14 protein-coding genes and 2 pseudogenes are annotated in these 14,005 nt (G+C 41.2%); 13 read left to right on the top strand and 3 right to left on the bottom strand.

The features are described from left to right. Nucleotides 1–715, bottom strand: a pseudogene (locus tag BUB77_RS29630) (hypothetical protein); the annotation flags it as partial. Between the two features lie 180 nt (nt 716–895). Between BUB77_RS29630 and BUB77_RS25065 the strand changes: the two are divergent. The 3 genes from BUB77_RS25065 to BUB77_RS25055 all read left to right on the top strand — a co-directional run bounded on the left by BUB77_RS25065 (nt 896) and on the right by BUB77_RS25055 (nt 5,899). Then, nucleotides 896–2,155, top strand: coding sequence for a class I SAM-dependent methyltransferase (locus BUB77_RS25065; RefSeq protein ID WP_073279914.1), 1,260 nt, complete (start codon nt 896–898; stop codon nt 2,153–2,155). Then, nucleotides 2,149–4,671, top strand: coding sequence for a hypothetical protein (locus BUB77_RS25060; RefSeq protein WP_073279913.1), 2,523 nt, complete (start codon nt 2,149–2,151; stop codon nt 4,669–4,671). The genes BUB77_RS25065 and BUB77_RS25060 overlap by 7 nt, the downstream gene beginning before the upstream one ends. 211 nt (nt 4,672–4,882) lie before the next feature. Further along, nucleotides 4,883–5,899 (top strand): glycosyltransferase family 2 protein, encoded by a 1,017-nt coding sequence (locus BUB77_RS25055; protein ID WP_073279912.1) that lies wholly within the window; start codon nt 4,883–4,885, stop codon nt 5,897–5,899. Nucleotides 5,900–5,965: 66 nt separating this feature from the next. Here BUB77_RS25055 and BUB77_RS25050 read toward each other — a convergent pair whose 3' ends face one another. After that, entirely contained in the window at nt 5,966–6,637 is a 672-nt protein-coding gene (locus BUB77_RS25050; protein WP_073279911.1) for a phosphatase PAP2 family protein, read from the bottom strand. A gap of 170 nt (nt 6,638–6,807) precedes the next feature. Between BUB77_RS25050 and dtd the strand changes: the two genes are divergently transcribed. The 10 genes and pseudogenes from dtd to BUB77_RS25000 all read left to right on the top strand — a co-directional run bounded on the left by dtd (nt 6,808) and on the right by BUB77_RS25000 (nt 12,884). Further along, entirely contained in the window at nt 6,808–7,260 is a 453-nt protein-coding gene (gene dtd, locus BUB77_RS25045) for a D-aminoacyl-tRNA deacylase (protein ID WP_073279910.1), read from the top strand. A 160-nt stretch (nt 7,261–7,420) separates the two neighbouring features. Further along, nucleotides 7,421–8,284, top strand: a complete 864-nt coding sequence (locus tag BUB77_RS25040) for a hypothetical protein (RefSeq protein WP_073279909.1) — start codon at nt 7,421–7,423, stop codon at nt 8,282–8,284. Between the two features lie 332 nt (nt 8,285–8,616). Further along, nucleotides 8,617–9,549 (top strand): cysteine synthase A, encoded by a 933-nt coding sequence (cysK, locus tag BUB77_RS25035; protein ID WP_073279908.1) that lies wholly within the window; start codon nt 8,617–8,619, stop codon nt 9,547–9,549. A 715-nt stretch (nt 9,550–10,264) separates the two neighbouring features. After that, the gene (locus BUB77_RS25030) at nt 10,265–10,738 is read left to right on the top strand and encodes an acyl-CoA thioesterase (protein WP_073279907.1); all 474 of its coding nucleotides are present in this window, start codon (nt 10,265–10,267) and stop codon (nt 10,736–10,738) included. Between the two features lie 72 nt (nt 10,739–10,810). Next, entirely contained in the window at nt 10,811–11,059 is a 249-nt protein-coding gene (gene spoIIID, locus BUB77_RS25025; RefSeq protein ID WP_073279906.1) for a sporulation transcriptional regulator SpoIIID, read from the top strand. 31 nt (nt 11,060–11,090) lie between these two features. Then, entirely contained in the window at nt 11,091–11,474 is a 384-nt protein-coding gene (locus BUB77_RS25020; protein WP_242962581.1) for a NusG domain II-containing protein, read from the top strand. Nucleotides 11,475–11,641: 167 nt separating this feature from the next. Continuing rightward, nucleotides 11,642–11,767: pseudogene (locus BUB77_RS25015) on the top strand (sporulation transcriptional regulator SpoIIID); the annotation flags it as partial. Nucleotides 11,768–11,807: 40 nt separating this feature from the next. After that, nucleotides 11,808–12,029, top strand: a complete 222-nt coding sequence (locus BUB77_RS25010) for a DUF3791 domain-containing protein (protein WP_139241319.1) — start codon at nt 11,808–11,810, stop codon at nt 12,027–12,029. Beyond that, nucleotides 12,019–12,534 (top strand): DUF3990 domain-containing protein, encoded by a 516-nt coding sequence (locus BUB77_RS25005; RefSeq protein ID WP_073279904.1) that lies wholly within the window; start codon nt 12,019–12,021, stop codon nt 12,532–12,534. The genes BUB77_RS25010 and BUB77_RS25005 overlap by 11 nt, the downstream gene beginning before the upstream one ends. Nucleotides 12,535–12,626: 92 nt before the next feature. Further along, nucleotides 12,627–12,884: a hypothetical protein gene (locus BUB77_RS25000; RefSeq protein ID WP_242962580.1), complete on the top strand. Its 258-nt coding sequence runs from the start codon at nt 12,627–12,629 to the stop codon at nt 12,882–12,884. Here the strand turns inward: BUB77_RS25000 and BUB77_RS24995 are convergent. Then, nucleotides 12,879–13,814: a magnesium transporter CorA family protein gene (locus tag BUB77_RS24995; RefSeq protein WP_073279903.1), complete on the bottom strand. Its 936-nt coding sequence runs from the start codon at nt 13,812–13,814 to the stop codon at nt 12,879–12,881. The two genes, BUB77_RS25000 and BUB77_RS24995, sit on opposite strands and share 6 nt — an antisense overlap. Nucleotides 13,815–14,005 lie beyond the last annotated feature (191 nt).

The following is a 14,005-nucleotide window of genomic DNA, read 5'->3' as shown; positions in this document are numbered from 1 at the left end:
TGCCTGGCATAGTAGGCATCATAGGCCTTGCAGGCATTGTGCTCATACCGGGCATAGTCGGCGTATTAGGTCTTGCAGGCATTGTGCTCATTCCTGGTGTAGTCGGCATCGTGGTTCTGCCGGGCATAGTCGGCATTGTGTTCATCCCGGGCGTAAGCGGCAGGGTAGGCATTGTGGGCCTGGTAGGTGATATAGGCAGTGTAGGCTGAGTAAGCAGGCCTGGTCTGGTACCTGGAGCAGTGGTCCTTGGAAGGGTTGGCCCGAATGTGTTCGGCGAGGTAACAGGAGGGGTTGGCCTTGGTGTACTGGGCCTGGACGGTATAACCGGAATGGTTCCGGGAGGAATAATATTAGTTGTTCCCGTAGGTGAGGGCATAGTTCCGGGTAAGGTTATTGGTGATGTGGGTAAAAATGGAGAGGTAGTCCCAGGCTGAGAAGGTACAGGGTTTCCCGGAACTGTACCGCCAGAAGGAATGGTGGAAGTCGTGAAGGTATCCTGTAAAGAATTTACCTTTCTATCAAAATCCGATGGGGAGATTCCGGTATAGCTTAAATTCATGAATGATTTGGTTCCCAAAAGATCCGAATAAATGGAATCAATAAAAGCGGGGTTACCATTGGCGGAATCATTTACCGGCTGAGTAGTATAGTTGGGAATACCGGACTTACCGTAAGGATTATTGGAAGGCGAATATTCTGGACGAGAATATTTCATTAGATCCTCCTTTAAGATGCAATATCATTTTGTAACTAATATATGCAGCTATGTTCCAGCCGTTCACCTTAAAAAAATAAAAATAGTAGGAATATTTTATCCATTATGATACAATGGTTGCAGCACCAATATGATAAGGAAATATGGTTAGAAAGCAGTTGAAAGAGGTTAAGGTATAAGATGGAAAACTATAATTTATCCATTATAGAGGAAAATCTGAATATAGATTTTACGGATATGATAATCAGTAATCCGATAAAGGGCAGTGACATAAATAAGATAACGGTACGGCCTGTTACGATAAAGGAAAAGGAACTGTACCAGGTATGCGAATATAGAAATAATCAGGTATTTCATAAGAATGTGGATAAAAGCACCCTGACAAGCCTCGTGGACCAGTGGATGGGTCCGGTAATGAAGCAGCTCCTGTTAAGAAACCGGAAGAAGGAGATTACACTGCTGATCAGCAGCAAGGGAAAGGAAACCCTGAAAGCAAAAACGGTAAGAGCGGGAGAGGCTGACAGGCCGGTTGTAAAAAATACTTCCCATAACCGTGATAAGGCTTACATTATACAGGAAGGAACCTTCGTCCCCTTTTTATATGACCTTGGCGTTATTACAAAGGAAGGGAAGGTCATAAGAGAGAAATACGATAAATTCAGACAGATAAACCGCTTTCTGGAGTTTATTGAAGATATACTGCCTGCCCTTAAGAAGGACAGAGAGCTTACTGTGCTTGATTTTGGCTGCGGAAAGTCTTATCTGACCTTTGCGATGTATTATTATCTGAAGACAGTCAAGGGGTACTCCGTACGTATTATAGGCCTGGACTTGAAAAAAGAAGTAATAGCCAACTGTAACGCATTGGCTGAAAAATACGGCTATGACAGGCTGAACTTTTTAGTAGGAGATATAGCAGATTACGAGGGCATTGACAAGGTGGATATGGTAGTTACCCTTCATGCCTGTGATACGGCAACGGACTACGCTTTATATAAGGCTGTAAAGTGGGGGGCTGAGGTAATTCTGTCAGTGCCTTGCTGTCAGCATGAGCTAAATAAGCAGATTAAAAATGATATATTAAATCCAATCCTGCAATACGGGCTTATAAAGGAAAGAATAGCAGCCCTGGCAACGGATGGATTAAGAGCCCAGCTTTTAGAAGCCGCAGGCTATAAGACTCAGGTTCTGGAGTTCATTGATATGGAGCATACGCCAAAGAATATATTGATCCGAGGGGTAAAAAGAAAGGATTCTGATGCAAGCGAACGGGCAGCCGGCAGGTTAGCTGCAAGTATGCAGCCAGCAAGTATACAGGCAGCCAAAAAGCTGGAAGATTTTGAACGACTGACAGAATTCCTACAGGTTAAACCAAAGCTGTATGAATTGCTTTTAAACCATCTGTCCTGGCAGGGTAGTAAGGAAGTGGATATATGCTAAAGCACATTTACCGTAGTATTATTCTTTTATTTATTTTTATGGGAGCTCTTTACTATTTTTCAAAGGATATAGAAGAGGAAATAAATCAGGCTCAGGGGACAGTTGCCATGGGGAAAACCTCCTTTCCGGTAATAATGATTAGGCAGGATGGCAAGGAGTGCAATCTCCTCCATGGATACAGCGGCAACTTGGATGCCAGTCTTGTAAGAGAGGCCGTTACACCTCTGGATTCCAATCAAAGCTTTGATCTGCTGATTGACGGAAAAGAAAACGAAGTAAAACGTGTTATATATGAATTAAGGGATACAGCGAATAACAGCCTTCTCAGTACGGATACCATAAATGCCCTGGAGAAGGAAGGAGATTATAAGACTGCCCACATTAAGCTGAAAACAGAGCTTACGGCAGGAAAAGAATATGCTGTGAAGGTTACACTTGTAACAAGTAAAAGCAAGAAGATGAATTTTTATACCAGAGTCAAGAAAGTGGACAATTCCTATCTGACAGAAAAGCTTGACTTTATCATGAACTTTCATAATTCTATCATGGACAAGAAGAAGGCATCAGATATTATTGCCTATCTGGAGCCTGACAGCAGTGCGGACAGTACTTCCCTGGCGCATGTGGATATCCGCTCCAGCTTCGACCTTATAACCTGGGGCAGCCTGAATCCTGAGGTGGTGGGGCCGGTTATTCCAACGATAGATGAAATCAATTCCGATACAGCCTCCGTAACACTAAATTACAGCATAAAGGCCAAAACGGAATCCGGTGAGGAATTATATCAGGTGAAGGAATTTTACCGGGTAAGGTATACCAACACCAGAATGTATTTGTTAAATTACGACAGAACCATGGAATCCTATTTTGATTTAAAGCTTACCAGCCTTGCAAAAAGCCAGTTTAAGCTGGGAATTACAACGGACCCGGATATTGCTTATATAACGGACAGTAAGAACAGCAAGCTTGCCTTTGCCAGAATGGGCGAATTGTGGTACTACAATCTGACAGAGAATAAAATGGCAAGAGTATTTTCCTTCCGGCAGGATGATACGGATTATATAAGGGATATTTACGGGGAGCATGATGTTCAGATACTTAAGATGGACGATGACGGCAACATTGATTTCATGGTCTACGGCTATATGAACAGAGGTGCTTATGAAGGCTCCGTGGGCATGATATTTTACCGCTATTACAGCGGAGAAAACCGCATAGAAGAGCTTTTATACATTCCCATGAATATAACCTACCAGCTGCTCAAGGAAGAGCTGGATGGCTTCAGCTACGTAAATAACCAGCAGATATTTTACTTTATCCTGAACAATAAAATATATTCCTATAACCTGATAACGGATAATATGGACGTTATTGCAGAAAATGTTAAAAAAGAGAATTATATCGTTGATGTTAGCAAGCATTACATTGCCTGGGAAAATGCCCAGGAGAAAAAGGATGTTACGGAAATCACCATATTGGATTTAGAGACCGGCAGGAAGGACAGCCTTAAGGCACCGGATGGCGGGATTATCAATCTTTTGGGGAAAATCGATGACAATCTTATCTACGGATATGGAAAAAGTAATGCCTATACCACAACACCTGACGGAACCCTACTGACTCTTTTGTATAAAATTCAAATATCGGATAAAGATAAAAAGGTATTAAAGGAATATAAAAAGAGCGGATATTATGTAACCGGAGCATCGACCCAGGGTAATATCATAACCTTAAAGAGAGAGAAAAAGGGTGCTGGCGGTGATTATGAAAGTGCTGCGGATGATTATATCCTGAACCGTGTAACGGAAAGCTATCAGGTATTCCGCGTCACCGAGAGGGTAACGGAAAAGACCTTAACAGAATACTATGTTTCTCTTCCCGGCAGTTTTACCATGGATAAGCTGCCGGCCTTGTCAAAGACGAGAAATACTATCATAACCCAGGATACCACTCTAAGGCTGAAGGACTCCATACTGACATTGCCGCCTTATATCGTCTATGCCAGGGGAGAGGTCACAGGCTCTTATGACAGTGCGGGAGAGGCAGTGAAGGAAGCCTATGATCTTGCAGGAGCTGTTGTAAGTGACAGCCAGCAGGTCGTTTGGGAAAGGGGTATACGTAGCTCCCAGTTAAGCTTATCCGGTATCAGCCCGATTTATGGCCATGGTGACAGCCTGAGGGCATGTACGACCATGCTGAGCAGCTACAAAAAAGGATATGAGGATACCAATTCAAAGGAAAATACGCTATCGGCGATGCTAAAGGAAAAGCTTGGCGGTTCCTATCTTAATATTTCAGGTGTCACACTGGACCAGGCTCTCTATTACCTGAACAGAAACCAGCCGGTAATAGGCATGAAGAGTAAAAATCAGGCCGTCTTAATCGTCGGCTATGATATGTACAATATCACTGTCATAGATCCGGACCTCGGAAGAACTATGAAGATAGGTCTGAATGATGCGGGAAAGATGTTTGATAATGCGGGAGATATGTTCTTTACCTACCTGCCGGAGTAATAAGGCGGTAAAATATTAATTTTTATTAACATTGCCTTGCCAGATTGATGTTTTTAACAAACTCTATATAATAAGAATAGTAGTGCAGGATTTTGAGAATTTTATATGAAAGAAAAGTCTTTCACTGGAAAGGAACCTGTTAACGGTCCTTTCATCAGAATTTATGCCGATGTCGGGCATGCCGCAATAGGCGGCAGAATGAGAGGTAATTATGAAATTGCTGAGTGTTGCTATACCATGCTATAATTCGCAGGAATATATGGAGCACGCCATTAAGACCCTTTTAACCGGAAAGGATGAGATGGAGATTATCATAGTAAATGATGGATCAGGGGATAACACCGCTGCCATAGCGGACAACTATGCAAAGCGCTATCCGGATATTATAAAAACAATCCATCAGGAGAACGGGGGCCATGGAGAGGCTGTAAATACTGGACTCGCAGCTGCTACCGGCTTGTACTTTAAGGTAGTGGACAGTGATGACTGGGTAAATGAAGCAGCTCTTGCAAAGGTCTTATCAACTCTCAGAAGTCTGGTAGCGGATGGTAAGATGGTAGACTTATTTATTGCCAATTATGTGTATGAGAAGCCAAGCATTAACAAACACAAAGTAATGGATTATAAAACAGCCCTTCCCCAGGACAGGGTATTTACCTGGAATGATATCATGTACTTTAAGCAGAGCCAGCAAATTATTATGCATGCGGCCATTTACCGCACCAAGCTGCTGAAGGATTGTGGATTAAAGCTTCCAAGCCACACCTTTTATGTGGATAATATCTTCGTATACCAGCCTCTGCCCTATGTCAGAACCATGTATTATCTGGATGTGAATCTATACCGTTATTTTATTGGCCGGGATGACCAGTCGGTAAATGAAAAGAATATGATAAAAAGAATAGACCAGCAGATTTACATTACAAAGATTATGATTGACTATAAAGACATTATGGCAATCAGAAACCGTAAACTTAAGAACTATATGATAAAATACCTGACCATGATGATGACTATTTCTTCTGTTTTCCTCATTAAGGAAAACACCCCCGAGAGCCTTGAAAAGAAAAAAGAGCTCTGGGATTATTTAGAGAAGAATAATAAGAGGCTCTATAAGATAATTCATAACAAGGCACTGGGCAGGTCCATGAATCTGCCGGGAAAGGCCGGAAGAAAAATCGTTGAGATGGGATATCGGATATCAAGAAAAATCTATGGGTTCAGCTGATGCTGGCCCATAGATTTTTAAGGTAGAACGGTATGAAATTATATTTGATAAATTGTTTCTGCAGAGTTAAAATTCCGCAGAAAGCTTTTTTTCCTTGGCTTTAGCAGCCTGCTTACTTCCTACCCAGACATAAACTCCCAGGTACATAACAACTGCAAGGAGGGTACCCATAAATACATCAAAGACAGAGTGCTGTTTTATAAATACTGTAGACATGCAAATTAATACGGTTAGTATAACAGAGCCTATAGTCAGCCATTTTTTCTTTTTCAGAGCTTCGCTCTTATTGATGGCAATGGCAGCGCCAATGGAGTTGAACACGTGGATACTGGGGCAGACATTCGTAGCCGTATCCGTTGAATAGAGGTGCCGGATAATATCAATCAATACGTTGTCCCTGCCTAAGGCATCCAGATTAGGCCTTAAATCCTGGCCGTTGGGCCATATGGTATAAATAATGAGGCATATTGTCATTCCGATAAATAAAAAAGCCGTAAGCTTATAAAAATCACTTCTTGAAGTAAGGAAGAAATAAGATACGGTGGAAAAAATATACAAAAACCATAGTAAATATGGAATTAAAAACCATTCATTAAAAGGAATCATGTCATCCAGCTTAATATGGACGGTATAAAAATTTTTCGTAACGCTTCTTTCCAGATAGAAAAACCATACCATATAAATAACAAAATAAGACAGGACCCAGGCATGCTTGTATTTATGAATTAAATTCTTCAATGTGAAAGCCTCCAATTGTTATTTAATTGTAGTACAATTGCAATACTGGCATTATAGCATAGGAAGGACAAGATAACAACAATGTTCAGGGATTCTTTATAGATATTTCGAAAAATTAAGAAAAAAATTAAGAAAAAATTAATGGAGAGACAGTAAGAGGAGAAAGAGCTATGAAGGTGGTAATACAAAGGGTAAAGCGTGCGTCGGTTACTATAGAAGGAGAAGTAAAGGCCAGCATAAACAGGGGTTATCTGCTGCTTCTCGGAATAGGAAAGGAAGATACAAGAGAGACGGCGGATAAATACCTGGACAAAATTTTAAAGCTAAGAATTTTTGACGATGAAGAAGGAAAGACGAACCTTTCCCTAAGTGATGTTAATGGAGACATCATGGTAATATCCCAATTTACCCTTTATGCGGATTGCAGGAAGGGCAACCGGCCCAATTTCCTGAATGCTGCGGAACCAGCCAGGGCAAAGGAGCTCTATGAGTATTTTATGATTAGCTGCAGGGAAAAGTATGGGCGCGTGGAGTCGGGGGAGTTTGGAGCGGATATGAAGATAGAGCTGCTCAACGACGGACCATTTACTGTAGTATTAGACAAAGAAATGTTGGGATATTAAGAAAGAAAAAGATTTCTGGAGGCTTTCCTTGCTATATAGGGGGAGCCGTCGAACGGATACAGGGTATTCTGCTTGTAATATGCACCTGCTTTCTATATAATGAAATGTAATAATATGGTAATTAATACTGTGTTATAAAATCTGATAGAAAGGAGGGAACATGACGGGATATAAACAGCGGTTTATGAGCCTCTCCTTGCTTTTCCTTATCTTTATGCTGCCTTTTTTAGGGGCGGATACCAGCACAGAGAAGAAATCCGGCCTGTCCTTTGAAAAGGAAGGAGAAGATCCGGTAATCCGGTTCGAGGATGAAAATCTGTTTGCTTATTTTCAGAGGGAGGACAAGGGGCTTACCGTAGATGGTACGGAAGGGATTTCCTTTGATAAGCTTTTACAGGGAGGAGAGGTATCCCTGGGCTTTCACCTAAAAAATACATCTGCCCATAACACCGGTAAGCCGATAGAATTAAAGCCCTGCGAGGTTACTTTAAAATTAACAAAGGACCCTCTGTACTGGCGGTTTGTCACAGGGAATAAAAGCTTAGGGGTCGGCAGTCTTAAGGTAAAATCTCCTGAAAAGTTCCGGAAGCTGTTACCGGAAGATATCAGTAACTTTCGGGCAGAATACCGGATACTAAGCAGGGCAAAAGATGTTCAGGAAACCCTTCTTGTAATGAAAAGAAAAGAGGCGGATGTGTCCGCTGGGGAGAAAATGGAGGCTGGAACAGGAAAAGCCGAGCCGGGAAAAGCCGATTCCGGTATGGGAAAGGAAAAGCCCTGGGCTGGCAAAGACAAGCCTGGAACAGGTACGGAGTATAAGCTTACCCTAAGCAGCCTGCCGCCGGAATTAAACCGGATGGGCTATGGAGCAGGTAAGGGAGAACTGATTGGAAGGCTTGAATTGATGGCGGATTATGATTTTCAGGTGCCTCTGGTCTTAAAAGGGGAAGAAAGGTATGAATATGTTCCGGTAGTTCAGGGAAAGCTTACATTGGTTATCTGGAGAGATGTCTATAACGACTAAAGAGGTAAAGTAAAATACAAAAGAATTTAAACTGCAAAAGGCAGTTATTTTTTTACCTTTTATTAATGATTCAAGTAAGTCAATGCCATGTTTATTGAATGTATACTTGTGATATAAAAATACACTCAGCTCCGTGAAAGTCACTACATTGCATTTTTATACCACAAATATACATAAGCGAAAGCTGAGGTTAACTAGAAATCCAAATCGTCAATTCCTAGTAAACATATATGATATATATAAAAAATTGTTGACAAATAAATACACCTGTGATAGATTATAGTTAGTTAGCAAAAGAACAATAATAAATTTAATATAAAGGAGAATAAGTTATGGGAAAGATCGCAAAAAGCCTTACAGATTTAATCGGAAAAACACCGTTGCTGGAGCTTGAAAAATTCAGTGAAGAAAATGAGGTAAAAGCAGCAATAGTAGGTAAATTGGAATATTTTAATCCTGCCGGCAGTGTAAAGGACAGAATTGCCAAAGCAATGATTGATGATGCCGAGGAAAAAGGATTATTAAAGCCCGGAGCTACCATTATTGAGCCTACCAGCGGAAATACAGGTATTGGCTTAGCATCTGTTGCCGCAGCCAGAGGATATAAGATTATATTGACAATGCCTGAAACAATGAGCATTGAAAGAAGAAATCTTTTAAAGGCCTATGGAGCAGAGCTTGTATTGACCGAAGGCAGCAAGGGTATGAGCGGTGCTATAGCAAAGGCAGATGAGCTGGCAAAGGAAATTCAGGATTCCTTTATTCCAGGTCAGTTTATTAACGAAGCCAATCCGGAAGTCCACAGAAAGACTACGGGACCTGAGATCTGGGAAGATACGGACGGTAAGGTCGATTTCTTTATCGCAGGTATCGGTACCGGCGGAACCATCACCGGTGTTGGTGAATATTTAAAGAGCAAGAATCCGGACGTTAAGATAATTGCCGTTGAGCCCAGTGCGTCCCCCGTATTATCCAAGGGAACTCCGGGAGCTCATAAAATTCAGGGTATTGGCGCAGGCTTTGTACCCAAAATATTAAATACAGAGATATACGATGAAATCATACCTGTTGATAATGAAGATGCATTTGCTACAGGAAGACAAATTGCGAAAACAGAAGGCCTCCTGGTAGGTATTTCCTCCGGTGCAGCCGCATGGGCAGCAGTTCAGATTGCAAAACGCCCTGAGAATGCAGGCAAGACTATTGTTGTACTGCTTCCTGATACAGGTGAAAGATACTTATCCACCCCGTTATTTTCAGAATAATATTATTTCAGCCATTTAATAAAATCCTCAGACCATACTTTTCGTACCATCCTTCTATTTATACGAATAAGGAAGGGCCTGTAACGCTTTTTCATGGTACATTGAAAACTATGCCTGGAAAAGAATTACAGGCCTCTTTCTGTCCGGAAGATTTGACTGCCAGCTGCTTTTTTGCGGCTCTAGTAGAATAAAGGTTTCCGAACAACGAAGTCCAAATCAATTCCCTAGTCCTGCCTTACGTAAGGCAGGACTTTTCCTGGTGCCTTTCCATTAACTGTTTCTAGGCTTTGTAATACATAGCATCACGGCAAACGCATGAGAAAAATAATGTATATACACAGATGACCAAGGAGGTTGCTTTGAAGTTTTGTCTCAAGAGGTTCCTTATGACACTTAAGCGGCAGGAAACGTGACTAGGTAAACAGCGCCACTGTTTGAGCTCGAGAACTAACACAGCCATAATTGTTACAGCGAGTTTGGCACTGGTTTACCTGCCAGTTACGTTTTCTGCCGCTTTAGTGGAAAAAGGGTTCTCGCGAACAAAACTTCAAAGCAACCTCCTTGGTCATCGTCCGTTTCCATAAACTTCCTTCCTTCGTTTCCCGTAAACATAGCATCTGAGCCCCTTGACAAAAGCGAAGGGATTAGCTACTGTAAAAGAGAAGGGTCAGTCAATAAACGAACAAATGAAAAAACCATCGGGAAGGAAATATATATGAAAGAAGCAAAAACGGTAGAGGAATCTCTGACAGAGCAGGTTCACCTTCTGATGCCTGCCCACATCAACGGAAGCGGAAGGCTTTTTGGCGGGCAGCTTATGGAATGGATTGATATTGTGGGTGGAATTACAGCCAAGCGTCATGCGGAATGCAACATTACAACGGCAGCAATCGATAATCTGCAATTTAAGGCCGGTGCCTTTATAAATGATACCCTGGTGCTGCGGGGTAAAATAACCTATGTGGGAAATACTTCAATGGAGATAAGAGTAGATACTTATCTGGAGGACCTTAGCGGATTTCGAAAACCCATTAACAGAGCATATCTTGTATATGTGGCAATCGATAAGGACGGAAGGCCGATTAAGGTGCCCGGACTGAAGCTGGAAACAGAAGTCCAGCAGGCAGAATGGGACGGAGCCGTAAAACGGAATAAGCTTCGCAAGATAAGACGTACGGAAGGATTTTAACAGCATTTTTCTTCTGACATATAAGGGGACAAACAGGAATATACTAGAAAAAACAAGCTTGGGGGCCCTGTTATGCATCCATATATGGAGGAGAGAATTATTGAGCTGGCCAATTATACCATTGAGCAGAAAGCGACTGTACGGGAGACTGCTATCCGCTATGGTGTCAGCAAATCAACAGTTCATAAAGATTTACAGGATAGACTGCCGTTAATCAATAAGCAGCTCTATCATGCGGTAAATGAGGTACTTATGTTAAACAAAGCGGAACGGCACATAAGAGGTGGACTGGCTACAAGGAGAAAATACAAGAAAACATAACGGAGAAAGTATTTGGACAAGGAGCTGCATTTTGGATAAGAACACATATATAAAAAAGAAAGATATCATTCTGTTATTGGTCATACTCTTCATAGCCCTTGGAGGACTGCTTATTTTCCGGATAACACAAAAAAGCGGAGATATGGTAGTAGTGGCAGTGGATGGAGTGGTCACACAGGAGTACCCCTTAAATAAAGACCTTACTGTTGATATAAAAGGCGTAAACGGCGGTACCAATCATCTTGTGATCAAGGATGGTTATGCGGATGTTACAGAGGCAAGCTGCCCTGATAAAATATGTGTAAAGTCAAGAAAGATCAATAAAACAGGGGAAAGTATCATCTGTCTGCCCAATAAGGTCGTAGTTAAAATCGTTGGCAGGGATACCCCTGAGGTAGATGGTTCTACAAATTAATACATTTATTTTTTTTCTGCCGCAGGTTGGCCCTTAAGCCAATTTACGGCAGTTTTTTTATGACCTGTTTTGTGTAGTTTTCCTGTATTTCCTGCAAAGGAACAGGATATAATTTACAGCAGTCATGCATACAATATTAAAAACAAGTACAATAGGGGGATATCCTTTTGAAAGGCTATATAGAAGAAAGGGCAGTAGAAATAGCCAACTACATAATCGACAATAATGCGACCGTGAGACAGACAGCAAAGCAGTTTGGCATTTCAAAATCAACCGTACATAAAGCTGTAACAAAAGTGAACGGTACCATAATTTCAGAAAGGTGTGAAGTCTGTGGAAGATTCGGAAAATGATAAAAATCTGATGATAGTGGAAGCAATTGAAGGCTATGCCCGTAATCATAATATGAAGCCCTGTGAAGTCTTTTTGTTATTCCGGAACAACGGCATAATAGAGCTCTTGCGTTCACAGTACAAGACACTGCATACACAAAGTATGGAAGAGAGCATATACTTTGTGGAGGACATATTAAGGAGAGTGCTGGATGCAAAATGAAATTTATCTTTACCACGGGACAAATGTAATATTCGAAAAGGTAGATCTAAGCTTTTCAAAAGATAAGAGGGATTTTGGCAAAGGGTTCTATACAACTACCTTCAGAGAGCAGGCAGAGGGCTGGGCAGAAAACATGTATATCCGGTACGGGGGCGAGGGCAGATATGTCATGGAATTTAAGCTGAAGATGGCAAAAGAGCTTTCGGTAATGAAGTATCCGGGGCTTACCAGTGAATGGCTCAGTATGATTAAGGAAAACCGGCTGTACGGCGGTATCCAGCATACATATGATGTGGTAATAGGCCCGGTTGCGGACGATAATATTATGAGGACCATAGCTTTATATGTAGCAGGGATTTACAGCCAGGAGACTGCCCTTGAACAGCTCCGGCCGTATCAGGCCCATGACCAGATCTCCCTGCATACGGCAAAAGCCCTGAATTACCTTACCTATCTGGGGCGTAAGGAGCTTCCGCCATTAAAAGCCTTATCCCTGGCAGTATAGGAGGATATGCAGGAAAGTGAATTATAACTGTTAATACATGCAGTATTTGGCCTCCAGGCAGGCTGAGTGGAAATAAATGAGGAATAGAAGAGATGATGAAGAATCTTTTTGTTTACAAGAATCAGGATATAACCCTGGATATTATAATCAAAATTGAACAGGTCGCACGTTTGATAGCGATAGAAACAGGAAAGAACTTTGATGACTGCCTCTATGATTTTTACCTGTCAAAAGCGTATGATATGCTGCGAAAAACGAGCTCTCTGATGTGGGCAGAGAGCGCAGAGTTTATAACGGATGAATTTTTCAGGGAAAATCCCTGCCAGCTGAAGGAGAAAGAAGACTTATAAGAACTTCTTTCTCTTAAAAAACAGAATGTTAATAATTACCACCAGGATACTAAGGATAATAACGAAGGGATATCCCATTTTCCAGCCAAGCTCCGGCATATTGGTAAAATTCATTCCGTACCAGCCAACGATAAGGGTTAAAGGCAGAAAGATGGTGGTGATTACGGTAAACAGCTTCATGATGCTGTTCAGGTTATAGTCCATCTGGGCATGATAGGCATCCCTTACATGGATACTGTAATCGTCGAGCTTTCTGACATTGTTGCTTAATCTTAAAACACGGTCATTAAAGAGTTTAAAATAACGCAGACGTTCTTCATTAAATATACCAATGGAATTATCCTTTAGTTCTTCGCCGATTAAAACAAGCTGTTCATAGTAATTATCAAGGAGAAGAAGCCTTTTTCTTACACTTGTGATCTCATGGTAAAAATCTTTTGACAATTTGTTGTCATCAATGTTGTCCTCAAATTCGCTGATACTATCCTCCAGCTCCTCCAGCATCGTATAATTATTTAAAAGAAGACGCTCCAGAAATCCGTATATCAGGCGCTCCAGTGAAATCTTTGTAAAGTTGATCTGCTTTAAGGATTCTAATAAGTCCATATGGATACTGTTATCCTGGTCTTTAATAATTACAATAAGAAACAGATTCTCTTTTATATAAATACCGATTCTGTCCTCCAAATGGATAAAATACTTGGTATCGATCGCTGTTATGATACCAAAGTGGTATTCGTCGTATATCCCCATGATGCCATGAAGTTTTCTCGTAATATCCTGACATTCCATAACGGTTGTCTGGGAGAAGCCAAAGACGGTATAACATTCCGCCAGCTCCTTTAAGCTGATGATGCCGAGAGTCAGGATGGAGGGATTATACTCCTCTATAGTAATTGGACAGAGCCTGTCCTGAAGTTGATAGAACATAAAATATTCCTTTCCCTATACCTTTTTCTAGAGTATACCATAAAAATGCAAAGTATAAAATATACAGATTTTTTGTATATATTAGCTGAATATATAAATAATATTATTAAAATTAATAAGCGGAAGGCAAAAGAAAACTTTCAAAAATCGGCAAAATCTATTATAATATTCTGTGTTTGCCTGGATTGGGG

The organism is Anaerocolumna jejuensis DSM 15929 (genome assembly GCF_900142215.1).
GTDB lineage: Bacteria > Bacillota > Clostridia > Lachnospirales > Lachnospiraceae > Anaerocolumna > Anaerocolumna jejuensis.
Note: the sequence above shows the minus strand (reverse complement) of the source record. Positions and strands in the feature narration are given on the sequence as shown.